The sequence below is a fragment of the Psychrobacter pacificensis genome, assembly GCF_018336615.1.
In the GTDB taxonomy this organism is placed as follows: domain Bacteria; phylum Pseudomonadota; class Gammaproteobacteria; order Pseudomonadales; family Moraxellaceae; genus Psychrobacter; species Psychrobacter pacificensis.
Genome location: NZ_CP048752.1, coordinates 615,212 through 630,307, shown reverse-complemented (window position 1 = coordinate 630,307; position 15,096 = coordinate 615,212). Strand labels below are relative to the sequence as shown.

Annotated in this window: 14 protein-coding genes; 6 read left to right on the top strand and 8 right to left on the bottom strand. The window is 41.8% G+C overall.

Annotated elements, in window-relative coordinates:
• Positions 1 to 111 precede the first annotated feature (111 nt).
• From trmB to GYK50_RS02730, 3 genes are all read left to right on the top strand, one after another.
• The gene (gene trmB, locus GYK50_RS02740; protein WP_212564218.1) at positions 112 to 951 is read left to right on the top strand and encodes a tRNA (guanosine(46)-N7)-methyltransferase TrmB; all 840 of its coding nucleotides are present in this window, start codon (positions 112 to 114) and stop codon (positions 949 to 951) included.
• Positions 952 to 1,987: 1,036 nt separating this feature from the next.
• Positions 1,988 to 3,040, top strand: a complete 1,053-nt coding sequence (recA, locus tag GYK50_RS02735) for a recombinase RecA (RefSeq protein WP_071003057.1) — start codon at positions 1,988 to 1,990, stop codon at positions 3,038 to 3,040.
• 52 nt (positions 3,041 to 3,092) lie between these two features.
• On the top strand, positions 3,093 to 4,178 hold the full coding sequence (locus GYK50_RS02730) for a regulatory protein RecX (RefSeq protein ID WP_212564217.1): 1,086 nt from the start codon (positions 3,093 to 3,095) through the stop codon (positions 4,176 to 4,178).
• A 90-nt stretch (positions 4,179 to 4,268) separates the two neighbouring features.
• Here the strand turns inward: GYK50_RS02730 and GYK50_RS02725 are convergent, their stop codons facing one another.
• The 6 genes from GYK50_RS02725 to GYK50_RS02700 form a co-directional block, all read right to left on the bottom strand.
• The gene (locus GYK50_RS02725) at positions 4,269 to 4,982 is read right to left on the bottom strand and encodes a YidB family protein (RefSeq protein ID WP_212564216.1); all 714 of its coding nucleotides are present in this window, start codon (positions 4,980 to 4,982) and stop codon (positions 4,269 to 4,271) included.
• Positions 4,983 to 5,237: 255 nt separating this feature from the next.
• Positions 5,238 to 5,687 (bottom strand): hypothetical protein, encoded by a 450-nt coding sequence (locus tag GYK50_RS02720; RefSeq protein ID WP_212564215.1) that lies wholly within the window; start codon positions 5,685 to 5,687, stop codon positions 5,238 to 5,240.
• 52 nt (positions 5,688 to 5,739) lie between these two features.
• Positions 5,740 to 6,021, bottom strand: coding sequence for an FAD assembly factor SdhE (locus GYK50_RS02715; protein WP_058024586.1), 282 nt, complete (start codon positions 6,019 to 6,021; stop codon positions 5,740 to 5,742).
• A 94-nt stretch (positions 6,022 to 6,115) separates the two neighbouring features.
• Complete coding sequence (gene folP / locus GYK50_RS02710; protein ID WP_212564214.1) at positions 6,116 to 7,039, bottom strand: dihydropteroate synthase; 924 nt, start codon at positions 7,037 to 7,039, stop codon at positions 6,116 to 6,118.
• A gap of 164 nt (positions 7,040 to 7,203) precedes the next feature.
• Positions 7,204 to 9,099: an ATP-dependent zinc metalloprotease FtsH gene (gene ftsH, locus GYK50_RS02705; protein WP_212564213.1), complete on the bottom strand. Its 1,896-nt coding sequence runs from the start codon at positions 9,097 to 9,099 to the stop codon at positions 7,204 to 7,206.
• 401 nt (positions 9,100 to 9,500) lie between these two features.
• The gene (locus tag GYK50_RS02700) at positions 9,501 to 10,133 is read right to left on the bottom strand and encodes an RlmE family RNA methyltransferase (protein ID WP_071003051.1); all 633 of its coding nucleotides are present in this window, start codon (positions 10,131 to 10,133) and stop codon (positions 9,501 to 9,503) included.
• A 334-nt stretch (positions 10,134 to 10,467) separates the two neighbouring features.
• On the opposite strand from GYK50_RS02700, the gene GYK50_RS02695 reads away from it, so the two are divergent.
• Both GYK50_RS02695 and GYK50_RS02690 read left to right on the top strand, forming a co-directional pair.
• On the top strand, positions 10,468 to 10,779 hold the full coding sequence (locus GYK50_RS02695; RefSeq protein ID WP_058024582.1) for a YhbY family RNA-binding protein: 312 nt from the start codon (positions 10,468 to 10,470) through the stop codon (positions 10,777 to 10,779).
• Positions 10,780 to 11,038: 259 nt separating this feature from the next.
• The gene (locus tag GYK50_RS02690; protein WP_186473719.1) at positions 11,039 to 11,764 is read left to right on the top strand and encodes a DOMON domain-containing protein; all 726 of its coding nucleotides are present in this window, start codon (positions 11,039 to 11,041) and stop codon (positions 11,762 to 11,764) included.
• A 414-nt stretch (positions 11,765 to 12,178) separates the two neighbouring features.
• Here GYK50_RS02690 and GYK50_RS02685 read toward each other — a convergent pair whose 3' ends face one another.
• On the bottom strand, positions 12,179 to 12,907 hold the full coding sequence (locus GYK50_RS02685; RefSeq protein WP_186473718.1) for a CHAP domain-containing protein: 729 nt from the start codon (positions 12,905 to 12,907) through the stop codon (positions 12,179 to 12,181).
• Between the two features lie 244 nt (positions 12,908 to 13,151).
• Here GYK50_RS02685 and GYK50_RS02680 point away from each other — a divergent pair, with 244 nt between their 5' ends.
• A complete protein-coding gene (locus GYK50_RS02680) occupies positions 13,152 to 13,667 on the top strand; it encodes a hypothetical protein (protein WP_186473717.1) in 516 nt (171 codons plus the stop codon).
• A gap of 298 nt (positions 13,668 to 13,965) precedes the next feature.
• On the opposite strand, the gene lpxC is transcribed toward GYK50_RS02680, so the two are convergent.
• A complete protein-coding gene (gene lpxC, locus GYK50_RS02675; protein ID WP_186473716.1) occupies positions 13,966 to 14,883 on the bottom strand; it encodes a UDP-3-O-acyl-N-acetylglucosamine deacetylase in 918 nt (305 codons plus the stop codon).
• Positions 14,884 to 15,096 lie beyond the last annotated feature (213 nt).

Sequence of the window (15,096 nt, the reverse complement as noted above, 5' to 3'; positions counted from 1 at the left end):
ACGACAGAACTGAGCAGCAAACGCGCTAAAATAAGATTGTACGTTCACAGTTGTATGGATTTGACTTATAATGAGTCAACATCACTCACATAATTAAGCCTTACAAATCCTATGAGTCAACATTCTGATATCAATGACACCATCAACAGCCTTGACACTACTGATGAGCAAACCTCTAATAATACTAGTGCGCCTATCGATACGGATACAAACGCTAGCCATGAGATAGAACCTGGCTCTGACAAACATATCCGCATCGTTAATACTTTTATGAAGCGGCGTACGCACATGAACAAAAACGCCGAGCTTGCGCTGACTGCACCAGAGTTTTCTGAGTATCTGGTCAATAACAGTTTCGGCGATGGCGATCTTTCAGGTATTGATGATTTGCGAGCATTGTTCGCTGATAGTCCAAATGGTTCTGACGCACCGCTGACCTTGGAGATTGGTTTTGGTTTGGGTGATTCATTTATCGAGATGGCAGCCGCAGAGCCCGCGCGCAATTTTGTCGGTGTCGAAGTGCATGAGCCAGGTATTGGTAAATGCGCTTATATGGCAGGAACGCAGAACTTGAGCAATGTCAAAATCATCAATGGCGATGCTATTCAATTGCTGAAGCAATTACCAGAAAATCATATTGACCGTATCCAGCTATACTTCCCTGATCCATGGCAAAAGAAGCGTCATTACAAGCGCCGTTTTGTCAGTCCTGAGCGTATGGCTATCGTTACGCGCAGTCTAAAACAAGGCGGCTGGTTTCATACAGCCACGGATTGGGAGCACTATGCATTTTGGATGGTTGAAGTTTTGGATGGGTTTGCTGGATTGACCAACAAAGCAGGCGCAGGCAACTTCACCGACCGTCCTAACTTTCGTCCAATGACCAAATTTGAGCGCCGCGGCCTTGAGCGTGGTCACGGGGTCTGGGATTTGATCTATATCAAAGACTAGCAAACACAATCTTGCTATCGATAATTTTGACAAAGCGGCTATTCTATTTAGCCGCTTTTTTATGCCCGTTTATAAGCTTGCTATCACAGCAATAAATATGCTTGGCGGGTCGTTGGTTGCTTTTATCTCGTCATACTCTTGACTTCAAAGCCCTATAGTATGGTAATACGTGGAAGAATCACAAATTGTAATTATGTGAAACATAGCGCTTAGAGCACAGTTTGTCGACGAAAAATCATCTTCAACGCTTAATACTGGAAGCTTGCAATATATAACCTATACACGCAAGCATAGATACCATAAGGGCTTCAAGAGTTCTCCCCATAAGCTGTGGATAACCCTGTGTATAAGTGACCACTTGACAACCATGTGCCTAGGTAACTTAAAGGTTAAGATAAAATCGTTCATTTTTTGTACAATTTAAAAATCATTTAAAAACAATAACTTATATTAAATATAAAGCCATAAAAAATTATTTTAAATATTTTAAAAAATAATTTAGCCGTTTATAATGTTTCACAACCAGTAAAAATGAGTACATTATTTGCTGTGGACAACTCATAAGTCTATTGACAAACATAGCTGTTATCAAGTTCAAAAACACATTTGAACAGATGGCTATCTTCGTGAATCCTCACTCTTATATCGTACGACATTCAGTGTCGTTTAGCGTCGTCCAAGCCTCAATATCGCGCTTGGATTTTGTTATAATTACTCTATCGAATCAATAGCACTACAGAGATTCAGATAGCTATTAGTCGTTAATATTCGACTCAAAAGCTATTGTAACTGTGATTGATTATGAACTTATTTTTATTTCTCTCGTTATTTAATTTTACTGTATAGTAGAGCGATATCTCGATATTACTACTGATAGCAGTCATATGACAACCTGTGTATTTAAACCAGTTGTCAGAGCGCGAATAGCTATATGATTTATCTTATTAGCGCTGCTCAGTATGCACCAGTTATCACTCTTAGACGTATAAATCTTTTATCTATAGCGCCAAATCAATTATCAAAAAAGGAATCCAGTATGGACGACAATAAAGCCAAAGCCCTCAAAGCGGCATTAGGTCAAATTGAAAAGCAATTTGGTAAAAATACCATCATGCATCTGGGTGATGATTCAGCCATTCTTGATGCCGATGTGGTCTCAACAGGTTCTCTTGGTCTAGATATCGCACTTGGTATTGGTGGATTGCCGAAGGGCCGTATCATCGAGATCTACGGCCCTGAGAGCTCAGGTAAAACCACAATGACCTTGCAAGCAATCGCGGAGTGTCAAAAACAAGGCGGCACCTGTGCATTTATCGATGCTGAGCATGCGCTTGACCCTGTGTATGCACGCAAGCTAGGCGTCAATACCGACGACTTATTACTGTCACAGCCTGATAACGGTGAGCAAGCGCTTGAAATTACTGACATGCTCGTGCGTTCAGGCGCAATCGATATGATCGTTGTTGACTCGGTTGCTGCCTTGACTCCGCGTGCAGAAATTGAAGGCGAGATGGGCGACTCACATATGGGCCTACAAGCGCGTCTGATGAGCCAAGCGCTACGTAAGATTACTGGTAATGCTAAACGCTCTAATTGTATGGTTGTGTTTATTAACCAAATCCGTATGAAAATTGGTGTTATGTTTGGTAGCCCAGAGACTACAACTGGTGGTAATGCCCTTAAATTCTACGCCTCTGTACGTATGGACATTCGCCGCATTGGTGCGGTCAAAAATGGCGATGACATCATCGGTAACCAAACTCGTGTTAAAGTCATCAAGAACAAAATGGCACCGCCGTTCCGCCAAGCTGAGTTTGAGATTACTTATGGCGAAGGTACCAACCACTTGGCCGAAGTGATTGACTTGGGTGTCGAGATTGGTGCCGTTGGCAAGGCAGGTTCTTGGTACAGCTATGGCGATGAAAAAATCGGTCAAGGTAAAGCCAACTCTGTGCTTTTCTTAAAAGAAAACCCTGCTATCGCCAAAGAGATCGAAGATAAAATTCGTGATGAAAAGCTTGGTAAGAAAAAAGATAGCAAAGCGCCTGAAACTGACGATGTAGAACTGGCACCTGACTCTGTACAATAATGGTTCACTAGTAACCATTATCAGTAGCTGCTATAAATAATCATGACTTATTATGAAAATTAAAACATTGGCTGAAATCTTAGCTGAGTCGGAAACCGGCTCAGCTAGTTCTGTTGATAGCAAACGAAAAAAACCTACTAAACACTCCTATCAAAACACATCTAACAAATCAGGTAAATCTAGCAAGCTTTCTAAAGTCCCAGATCAAGTTCATTCAAGCACTAGTGAGCCTACTGTTGACACATCATATTTTGAAGAATCTTCTGCTAAGATAAAAAAAAACTCTAAATCCAAAAAACGTAAAAAACGCTTTCATCCAGCGGCTACCTTTACTGCTGAGCCAAGCGATACACCTGCTTATCAGCCACCTGAAGCACAAACCATCAAAGAGATGCTGGCCGAGGTCAAGAACAGCGTACATAGTGGTGATGCAGAGAATGACATAGCTGAAAACGACAACTATGCTCCCTCGTTTGAGCAATCAGAATGCGGAAGTGAACGTCCATCATTTGATGATAGTGCAGTAGAAAACCAAAACGATAATATACCAGCCGCGCTTAAAGCTTACCTGCGTACCCCAGAGCAAAAACAAGCAGAGATTGATGCTATCAAAGCTGAGAGCCGGCTACGTTGGCTTGCCTTCTATTACTTGTCACGACGCGAATACGGCAAAGCTGAGCTCAAGCAAAAGCTAATCGACAAAGAACAAGACCCAGAAAAAATAGATGCCCTACTTGATGAGTTTGAGGAAAAAGGCTATCAAAGTGACTACCGCACCACTCTTATGCTCATACGTGAGAATATCCGTAAAGGTCGGGGACGCGGGCGTATCAAGCAAGAGTTCTATCGTAAAAAAATCGCGATGCCAGGTAACATCGATGAATTGATTGATATGGCAAATAGCGACTCTGAAGAGTTTAGTGAGTTTGTAGATGATAGCTCAGACAGTCTGGTAGATGGGGTAGATTGGCTAAAACTGGCTGTGGTAGCCCGTACCAAAAAATACGGTGATGACCTACCTACTGAGCAAAAAGACAAAGCCAAACAACTGCGATTTTTGCAGTACCGAGGGTTCAATACAGATATCTGCTTTGCAGCACTCAACTACACAGTGGAAACCTTAGATGAGCGATTTTAAAACTTTAATACTACTATAATAGACATAAAAAAGAGCACGTCGTTAGACGCACTCTAAATTTATGACCCTAAGCTTTTTTAACTCAGTCTGTCACTTTAAAGTACCGAGACGATTAGATAGCTGGCTGATAATTTGATCAATCTCTTCGTTGGCTTCTACTTCATTATCTAAATTACCATTGGGCGTTAGCTGGTTCATTACCTCAGGTAGTAATTCAGCCAAACCTTGACGTACTTCTGTTTCGTTTGCACCCGTACGCGCTGCTACTTGTTGAATCTCACGCTCATCAAACAGCTGATTTATCTCATTTGGGTCCAAGTTCTCGTTGGCCTCATTCGTGCTCATCCAAGAACGTACTTGTTCAGCATGGCCCATACCAGTAATTTTCGATAGTGCACCGCCGATACCGCCATTACGCTTGATCCAGCTCAGCACCATTGGCATAAGGACAGCGATAAGCATCCCCTTACCACCAAAGCCACTACTGTTACGCTGACCCCCTAGTACACTGCCTAAAATATCTCCCAGTCCACCAGCGCCTGAGCTGACGCTACCACGCTGATTACCACCAGCCAGACCACCAATGATATCATCTAAACCAAAACCATTATCTGGATTACGATCGTATTGCTGCGGATTGTAGCCACCTGCTTGATTACCGCTGCCCAATACGCTGCCTAGTATATCGCCCAAGCCACCTGTACGACGTGGATTGATACGTTGATTCACTGGATAGCGTTGAGCATCCTCTGGATTCATCGCACTACGGGCCACTTGGCTCACTAAATTCCCTAATAAACTCATGATCTCTTCCTCTTTTTGTCATATTATTTATCATAAGAACCTACTGCTTAATCCTATAAATACTTGCTTTTCGCTTGTATAAATTTGAGAAATGAGACAGTCGGTTTATGTGCTTTGTTATTGACTTTTAATATAACAAAACTCTTTGGAGACCAAGATAGGTATTTTGTTATGACATGTAGGCATTCGTAAGCCTATAACAGATGAGTAAGACTAAATAGAAACGTGAAGATCAATCAGTATATTTTACCCTGTTTAATCCTTATTAATATTGGCTAAAACACTAAGCGTTCGCCATTCCTCTGGGCTTACTTGATCACAAAATATGGTGATAGATAGAGGGCGCTGATAAGGCTCTACTATGTTGAACTCAAGATTTATCGCCCATTGATAGTAATGTGTAGAGAGTAGCTGTGCTTGCCACAGCTCATCGCCTCGACTTGTCTGAATCAACAACTGCCACTGTTTATCCATACGTTGATCAAGTGGTGGCTGACTCAGATGTCGTAGTGTCAAACGTGTCAGAAATAAATAGCCAACAATGGCTAGCGAGACAGTCAAAACCAGCAAATATTGCCACCATGCCAAAGCCGCAAGCCACGCTAAGACAATCATGATCGCAGTTAAACCCACATAGAGCAGCCAGCGTAGCCGACTGGTAGAATGAATAGCTGTATCAATGCGCAGCGCCGTTGCTAGGGTCATATGGGCGCGCCATGAGAAATCATCAGTATTGTGCCTATCAAATACAGAGCCTCTAAACCAAGTCTTTGGTGTGTCGCCATGTTTTTATTTTATTAACGAGTGCCCATATATCATCCTCTGCTGGACGATTTTGATTGGTAAAATAATCCAATAGATCCGGGTCCTCATGGGTGAGCATTTGGGCAAAGGTCTCTTGCTCAGCAGAATCTGCTGTCAGATACAGCTCTTTGACATAAGGATCGATATAAAAATCTAACTCTTTCAAGCCGCGACGAGCTTGATAAATAATACGGCGCTGCTCATTGGTCGGTTCTGGCTGAGTGATACTGGTCATAAAGATACTCTCTTTCATTTCAATAGTTTTTGATGTGGTATTCAATCATAGTGGAAAATTAGATTGTAGATATTGTATTTATCACGGTGTAGCTTTATCGAGTATTTGTATTAATAATACAATGCTCATGATGGTACGCTGATAATTGACTCCATAGTGCCACTGCTTGCTGCATCATGTCTACATTATGCGTGCGAATGATGCTGGCACCTTGTTGTAGCGCAAATATCCCAGCAGCAGTCCCTACTGCGTCTCGTTCTATCGCTTGAGTGGTCTGTACTGTTTTGACACCACTATTGGTCAATACCTCTGCTAAAAAGCGCTTACGTGAAATACCAAACATCATTGGCAAACCCAATACCTGTAAGCTGTCTAACTGACTTAATAAAGCACAATGATGCTCATAGTTTTTGGCAAAACCAAAACCTGGATCAATAATAATATTTTCCTGCTTAACCCCAAGGCGCGTTACCTCTTTGATACGTGTGGTCAGTTCTGTGCTCACTTCATCAATCACATTATCATACTGTGCCAGACTGTTCATCGTCGTTGGCTCACCGCGCATATGCATCAGCATGACAGGAATATCAAGGCTAGCGGCCAGTTCTGCAGCGCCAGTACGTTTTAACGCCCTGACATCGTTCCAAATATCAGCACCAGCATCAAACGCTGCCTGCGTGACCTCTGGGTTGCTGGTATCAATAGATAACCAAATATCATCTCCACAATGCTGGCGTATAGCTTGTACCACTGGCACAACCCGTTGTAGCTCTTCAGTAGTCGATACAGCATCTGCATTGGGGCGAGTAGATTCACCGCCAATATCAATAATAGTAGCACCGTTATCCATCATCTGCTGACAATGAGCAACGGCATTCTCTACCGCATTAAACCGCCCACCATCCGAGAATGAATCTGGCGTTACATTCAAGATACCCATGATATGCGGCTCAGACAAATTCAAGGTTTTATTACGGCTCGATATTTTATAGTTGGGTAAAGGCTGAAATAATGACATGACCGATCCATCATAAATAAGTTGTATAAAATAGCTCGAGAGTTCGTTATCTGTGCTTATGATACCAGTAAATCTTATGACGTCCTAAGCCCTTAAAAGAATGATGACAATAAAAAGGCCCTTTATGATAAAGGGCCTTTTATTAAACTTCAATCAGAACTGCCTTACATCGCTGGTAATGGTGGCGGTGTAGAAGTAGTCGTCTTAATGTCATTTTTTGACAAATTGACTTCGTTATGTTGATAGACTCTTGGTGGACGCGGTTCTTCACCTGCTAGAATATCTTGCAGTTGGTCACGGTCGATGGTTTCCCAATTCATGAGCGCTTCAACCATTGCATGCATTTTATCTTGATTGGCTTCAATCAATTCGCGAGCGATATCGTACTGCTCTTCTAGCATACGGCGCACTTCTTCATCAACCTTTTGCTGCGTGGCTTCTGAAATCGTACGACCACCACCGCCAAAGTATCCTTGCGAGCTGTCATCATCTTCATACACCATGATACCTAGTGCATCAGACATACCGTACTTGGTTACCATGGCGCGTGCCATTTTGGTTGCACGTTCAAAATCATTTGAAGCACCTGTTGACATCTGATTAATAAAGACTTCTTCAGCAATACGACCACCGAACAAAATCGCAATGTCGCTTAACATCTTAGATTTATACATGCTGGTTTGATCGTGCTCAGGCAGCTGCCAAGTAACACCAAGCGCAAAACCACGAGGCATGATAGTGACCTTATGCACCGGATCTGTACCTGGCAGTAGTTCAGCTACTAGCGCATGACCCGCTTCGTGATACGCGGTCGCACGGCGCTCTTCTTCGCGTATCACCATAGATTTGCGCTCAGGACCCATGTATAGCTTGTCTTTTGCATCTTCAAAATCATTCATGTCGACGCTGTTTTTGTTACGACGCGCGGCAAACAAGGCTGCTTCGTTTACAAGGTTAGCAAGCTGTGCACCACTGAACCCTGGCGTACCACGAGCAAGAGAACCTGCATCGACACTGATGGTGTTCGGCAACTTTCTTAAGTGTACTTTTAAGATTTGCTCACGGCCTTTGATATCTGGCAAGCCCACTTGAACCTGACGGTCAAAACGACCTGGACGCAATAATGCTTTATCAAGCACGTCAGCACGGTTGGTTGCAGCAATAACGATAACACCTTCATTGCCTTCAAAACCATCCATCTCAACCAATAATTGGTTCAATGTCTGCTCACGCTCGTCGTTACCGCCGCCCATGCCAGAGCCACGATGACGACCGACTGCATCAATCTCATCAATAAAGATAATACAAGGGGCGCTCTTTTTCGCTTGCTCAAACATGTCGCGTACACGTGATGCACCAACACCAACAAACATCTCAACAAAATCAGAACCTGAAATTGAGAAGAACGGTACTTTAGCTTCACCAGCAATGGCTCTTGCTAACAATGTCTTACCCGTACCCGGTGGACCTACCATCAAGATACCACGAGGAATCGTTGCACCAAGTTTGGTAAATTTATCCGGATCACGTAAAAAGTCAACCACTTCAACGACTTCTTCTTTGGCTTCTTCACAACCAGCCACGTCTTCGAAGTTCACCTTGATTTGGTCTTCCGTCAGCATTTTGGCTTTTGACTTACCAAAGCTCATTGGGCCGCCGCCTTTACCGCCTGCACCGCCCTGCATATTACGCATAAAGAATAAAAACAGACCAATAATCAGTAAAATTGGGAAACTGGCTATCAGTAGTTGCATCAATACGCTTTGGCGCTTTGGTGCGGTCCCTTGGACTTCGACTTGGTTCTCACGTAGCATTGGCATCAACTGGTCATCTGACACAGCCGGTCTAATGGTCTCAAAAGATGAGCCATTTTTCTTTTCGCCGGTGATCTGTTCGCCGTCAATTTCGACACTGGCTACTTGGTTTTCTGACACAGCGGTCACAAACTCAGAGTAGTTAAGGTTATCTGGCTCAGATGATTGATCAAAGCCGCTAAACACCAGCACTAAAACGCCGATTACCACCAGCCACAATAAGGTATTTTTTACCATGTCGCTCACTAGTTATTCCCATCCCTTACTTATTGGTGTGTTTACTAAACACGTGACGTCTATAAACGTATTGCTCATTTTTAACGAGTATCCCGATAATAAAAAGCTGCTAAATTAAATTTATATGATTTACAGGTAGCATAAAAATTGCTTTTATAAATAATCAGTATGAGATAAACATAGATATACGATCATTGAGCTTGTAAAACGCTTATTATCAGACGACTTTGTCTAAAACGTATGCTAAAAACAAAGGTAATATACCATGATATATGGCGCTAACCTGCATAATTCAAGCAGGTTTCACGATTATTCAGTTAATGAATGTAGCGCTTTTTATACGACCATAATGATAGTTTATGGTGACTGATTAACTCGCTTACAATAGCAGCAACTCATTGATGTTAAAACTATTTAATCGCCACCCAAAACATCTCTTTTGAGCGCGGACGTGACGCACCTGGTTTTATACTACGAATCTTACTAAAATCCTGCTGCATCTGCTTGCGTAATTCTTGTGTGCCTTCGCCCTGAAACACTTTCATAATAAGTGCGCCACCTTTTGGTAAGGTTGATAAAGCAAAGTCCACTGCCAGCTCGCATAAGTACATCATACGCGGCTGATCGATAGCGCTATTCCCCGCCGTATTGGGTGCCATATCAGACAATACCACGTCGACTTGCCTATCGCCTACTTCTGCCATAATGGCGTCAAACACTTCAGCTTCACGAAAATCACCCTGAATAAAGGTAACATTAGGCAAAGCATCCATGGGCAAAATATCAGAGGCAATCAAGATACCGTCGTCACCAACCAACTGTCCCGCTACTTGAGACCAACTGCCAGGCGCACTACCCAAATCTACCACCGTCATGCCTTTTTTAATCAGGTTGGTTTTTTCGTTAATCTCTAATAATTTATAAGCGGCACGGGCACGGTAGCCATCTTTTTGAGCCTTTTGTACATAATGATCGTCAATATGCTCTTTCATCCAAGCACTGCTGCTCTTTGATAGTTTTTTGTTTTCGATACGCGTGGCCAAAATACCTGCTCCTATTGCTTTACTCAATCTAGCTGCTTTAATTGCGCTATCACTTACAAACTGATACTAATCCGTTGCGGATTATTCTAAATACGGTGTTAATCAGATTTTTTATTCATGGTTGGTCGCAAACTGACCAAATTCTATTGGTTAAATGACTGTTTTATAAGGCAGTAGCGTTTATAATGTACCAAACATTCAGTTTAACATTTTCGTCACGTAAAATCGTGCAAAATCCTGCTGATCTCATGCAAGATGGTCACAGATTATCTATAATGCTCCATAACTGTTTTTGACAGTACCATTTTTATTTTTACCAACACCTAGGAATTCTATGCAACTCGATAACGCTACCATCAAACGTCTAAAAGGCATCGGTCACGAGCTAAAGCCTATCGTTATGATCGGCAACAAGGGTATTACCCCAACCATTACCGAAGAGATTGATCGCGCGCTAACAGATCATGAGCTTATCAAAGTAAAACTGCCTGCTGGCACCAAAGAAGAGCGCGACATCGTTGGCGCTGAACTTGCTAAAGCAGCTAATGCGTCTTTGGTCCATTCCATTGGACGTATGGCATTATTGCTACGCCAAAACCCAAATGCCAACCCTAAACTGTCTAACCTAGCACGTCACGCGCAGTAATATGTCATGACAAGCTTTGCTTGAATAACAGTAGGCCGCATCAGCTTAAATAATGACGGTAACTATAAAAGCCGCGATGCATCTTGCTCGCGGCTTTTGTCTTGTCTGCTGGTTTTGGATCTGCTTAGTGTGTCGTATCAGCCTAGGGCATATCCCTATTTAAAAATGGTGATAAACGTTTGAATTCGGGGTGCACCCTAGTTATTCCGTTTAATCTTTTACCATTAATTTTTAAAAGTATTATAGAGTTTGATAAATAATGAACCAATTTTTTAATCTTGTTATAGCCGCCGAGACGCTAGAAAAAGACGCACAGCAACTGGACGTGACGGTAGAAGCATTACAGCGTATTTGTGTCAAGGTGAACGCTAAGATCGTTCGACAGCCAGTATTACAATTACAGTTAACCTATCAAATTACTTTACCCAGTCAAATATTAGCCAATCAATTGGTTTGGCCAACTTGGCAGCAAACCCGAGTAGGATTTGCTGATTATCTGTGGGAAGAGACTTGCCTTGAATGCTTTATCACGGGTGACACTCTAAGTGATGAGGCTGCTACTGAGATTCAAGACGCTGAACCTTACATTGAGATTAATGCCAACCCTGATGGCCGCTATGCACTCTATAATTTTAAAAGCTATCGTCAACCTGCCACATTGCCACCAGCACCTTTATACGAGACTGATGGACACACACGTGCCTCTATTGAGTGGACGGATAATATAAATACACAGGACATAATACAGAAATCGTTGTTTGACAAATCACCAGCAGCGTATTCCATTCATCGCTTCGAGCGAGGCTTTAACGTTCCTCTGGTCGAACTTCCTAATCAAAAATACGCCATTGCAAATACGATTATTGAGCAGATACATCCTTGTGTTATTTTACAGCTCGGTAAGACCGCTTTATATTTTGCCTCTCAGCACGCCTCCCCGCCTGATTTCCATAATCGCCACTATTGGCCAAAATTTGCACTTTGATTTACTTTTATGATCTGCACTCACTTAGATACAGTTATTATTAGATATCATTAGGGCGTATTGAACATTCGCAAATAGGCACTGCTGATCGCTAAAATGGTTCCAGACAAGGCACAAAGTGACGATAATGCAGATGCCTTAGCGAGATTTGTAACGCAGTATGGGGCAATTTTAGCATCAGCCCCAACGATAAAAGCAGGGGACAGGACTCTTTTTTGCCGCTTCATCGTTAAAAATAAGCGCTTAGAATGACTAAACTTATTATTTTTAACATCGAATCGCCTAAAAAATAGTCGCTGTCAGTGCCATGGTCGAATGTTCAACACGCCCTATTTAAAGCACAAAAAAAACCCAGCAATGTCATAAAGAGCATTACTGAGTTTGGAGAAAACTTTTAATTCGTTTAACTGATACTTATTTGTCAGCCATCGCAAGGTAGATACCACGGTCTGATGCATCATCAACATACTGCGAATCACGCCATGTGGTATAGCTGTAAGTACCGCTATATGGGCTGATGCTGTTTTGACGGAAATCAGATACCCAGTCATTGCCATCAAAAATCTGGATATGACCATGTGGACGGCTTGAGGTGCGGTTATAGACAACGACGTCACCAACTTGAGGTTCCATATCGTTACTAATTTTGGTAAAGCCTGCTTGGGCTAGTGTGCCACGAGAGGCATATTGATAAGCTGAAGGATTAGGCGTAAATTTGTAACCTGCTGACTGTAGCGCTTTACGTACATAGCGAGCACAGTAGCCAGAACTTCTAGATAGTGCAACTCGTGAGGCATTTGCTGCTGCGATAGCAGGAGCAGAATTGCGATCAGGAACACGACTTGCTTGCTGTTGACGCTGCTCATATGACAAACGGCTAGTGAGTGAGGCAAGCTGATATTCTTTTTGCTTAGCATGAGCGCTTAAATTGTCAATGGCTTGACTGATCTCATCGTTGCTATATACATGAGCACCACTGTTAGTGCTGTAGATGTTGCGACTAGAACCATAGTTCGCAGAAGTAGAGATATTTGTGATGGTATGATTCAAGGTATTATTTGGTTGAAAGGTTGTTTCGGCAGCACCACTCGTCTGTGCGATACCCATTCCCAATACTGACAAAATTAATAAAGCTTGTTTCATAAATTTACTACCTATTGTTAATACAAGTCTGCTCGTCATCCGTGACGAAACATCAATTAATTTAGAGGATATAATCATTAAAAAACATGATAAAATCCTTATCACAACAGCTCGTTCTTTTATAGTGACTAACACCAGTATCACCACCCGTTTAGTCAACTACCTCATAAAATTTTGCTATATATCGCTTTTAGCATGTCTATTCTACATATCGAGTTTGTCACCTAATAGATGAGTCATCACGATGTCAAAAAAACAGCCTAATCGGCTTGCCCAGCTTATAGATCATCAAGCCTTTGCTGGTAGCGCGCTACCTCAACCTCTTGCTAATAACATGCGGCTATATATAGAAGCGACCAATGAGGTAAAAGAGCTGCTGGTAGACTGTCTACCTGAGGAAATCCTCAATACTTGTTGGGTCGTAGGTTTAACCTCTGAGCAGTTAATACTCAGTGTGGGTTCGATGACAGCTGCTAATCATATTCGCTATTTACAGAATGCGTATTTGCAAGTATTAACAGAGCAGTCAATTACATTTAAACAACTCAAGCAAATTCGCGTTGTAGTAGCTAAAACATTTGCTGATAATTATTCATCTAGACAATCATCAGCGTTATTAGCAACCTTGCCCAAACCTAGTAAAGCCAATGAAAATCAGGCTCTTAGCCAAAACACAAAACGGACTATATCACAGGCTGCAGAGCATGTCACCACTGATGAAAATCTAAAAAAAGCCCTCCTACGCCTAGCAAATCATTAAAAATACAGATATTACAATGTAAAGTTATGTAAATAAAACCATAAAGTGAGATTGGTAACGCTGCTTTTTTGTAATGTCTTAAACAAAAAAAATCATCTATTGATGCTATTCAATTTATGAATAGCATCAATAGATGATTTGGAAATCACCTACAGCTTTTACGCACTCTGCCTTAGAATAAAATTCACAAAATGCTATAGACTATATATTTAAAATATTGCATATTATATAAATGTAATTATAGCGTTGCTATGTAATATTGCGTAAATGTTTCGATACTTCGTGTATATTCCTGTATTTATCCTTCAACTGCTAAACCATTTAGTGGTGAATATTCGATCGGGCATGTTACATTGTCATCAAAAGTTACAATTTCAAAGTTATTTTTATCAGAGAGTATTTCACGCACTAACAAATTATTTAATGCGTGACCAGATTTGTAGGCATTGAAACGACCGACGATAGGATAACCAATCAGATATAAATCCCCGAGCGCATCTAAAATTTTATGGCGAACAAATTCATCATTAAAGCGTAGGCCTTCTTCGTTAAGAATATTGGCATCATCGATGACGATGGCATTTTCCATACTGCCGCCCAAGGCCAGATTATTCTGACGCAATTGTTCTATGTCACGCAAAAAGCCAAAAGTACGTGCTTCGCTTAGCTGCTCAATAAAGTTTTGGGTCGAGAATTGCAGTTGAGCATGTTGAAAATTTTTGTCGATGGCAGGGTGATCAAAGTCAATCTCAAAATTCAATTCAAATCCATCGTAAGGGCGTAGCTCTGCCCATTTATCATCTACTTTGACGCGTACTGGTCGTACAATCTTAATGAATTTCTTTAAAGCATCTTGTTCACAGAATCCTGCATCAAGTAGCAAAGCAACAAAAGGAGCGGCACTACCATCCATAATCGGTATTTCTGAAGCAGAAACACGAATCAATAGATTATCTACCCCAAGCCCAGCGATCGCACTTAGCAAATGCTCAACCGTACCTACACGCGTACCACCAAATACTAAGTTTGATGACATCATGGTGTCTTGCACCAAAAAAGCACTTGCTGGAATAGGCTCGCTGCCTACAATATCAGAGCGCTCGAAAACAATACCAGTATCAACCGGCTGTGGATGAAACTCCAAGTCAACAGGCTGACCACTATGGAGACCAGTACCTGTAACGGCTATCGCTGTCTTTATGGTTCTTTGGTTCATGGCTGTCTTCTCACATATTTTGTTACAATTGACATAGTGTACCACTACCTTCCCCATATCCGCTACAAATAAAAAGAGTTAATTTCCTTATCTCTTTGATTGATAACACTTATCGTCATTATCTCATCATATATTTTCACAGTTTTATGCCCTATTGAACGCTTCGAAACACTAGATTCTGGATATATTTTTTCGATTAGAAACATTTTGCGA

What these genes read in the sequence shown, in the direction of transcription:
- GYK50_RS02695 (WP_058024582.1), top strand. Translation starts at nt 10,468, where the DNA reads ATGCAACTCGATAACGCTACCATCAAACGTCTAAAAGGCATCGGTCAC.
- GYK50_RS02690 (WP_186473719.1), top strand. Translation starts at nt 11,039, where the DNA reads ATGAACCAATTTTTTAATCTTGTTATAGCCGCCGAGACGCTAGAAAAA.
- GYK50_RS02730 (WP_212564217.1), top strand. Translation starts at nt 3,093, where the DNA reads ATGAAAATTAAAACATTGGCTGAAATCTTAGCTGAGTCGGAAACCGGC.
- trmB (WP_212564218.1), top strand. Translation starts at nt 112, where the DNA reads ATGAGTCAACATTCTGATATCAATGACACCATCAACAGCCTTGACACT.
- lpxC (WP_186473716.1), bottom strand. Translation starts at nt 14,883, where the DNA reads ATGAACCAAAGAACCATAAAGACAGCGATAGCCGTTACAGGTACTGGT.
- GYK50_RS02715 (WP_058024586.1), bottom strand. Translation starts at nt 6,021, where the DNA reads ATGACCAGTATCACTCAGCCAGAACCGACCAATGAGCAGCGCCGTATT.
- folP (WP_212564214.1), bottom strand. Translation starts at nt 7,039, where the DNA reads ATGTCATTATTTCAGCCTTTACCCAACTATAAAATATCGAGCCGTAAT.
- GYK50_RS02680 (WP_186473717.1), top strand. Translation starts at nt 13,152, where the DNA reads ATGTCAAAAAAACAGCCTAATCGGCTTGCCCAGCTTATAGATCATCAA.
- GYK50_RS02720 (WP_212564215.1), bottom strand. Translation starts at nt 5,687, where the DNA reads ATGACCCTAGCAACGGCGCTGCGCATTGATACAGCTATTCATTCTACC.
- GYK50_RS02685 (WP_186473718.1), bottom strand. Translation starts at nt 12,907, where the DNA reads ATGAAACAAGCTTTATTAATTTTGTCAGTATTGGGAATGGGTATCGCA.
- recA (WP_071003057.1), top strand. Translation starts at nt 1,988, where the DNA reads ATGGACGACAATAAAGCCAAAGCCCTCAAAGCGGCATTAGGTCAAATT.
- GYK50_RS02725 (WP_212564216.1), bottom strand. Translation starts at nt 4,982, where the DNA reads ATGAGTTTATTAGGGAATTTAGTGAGCCAAGTGGCCCGTAGTGCGATG.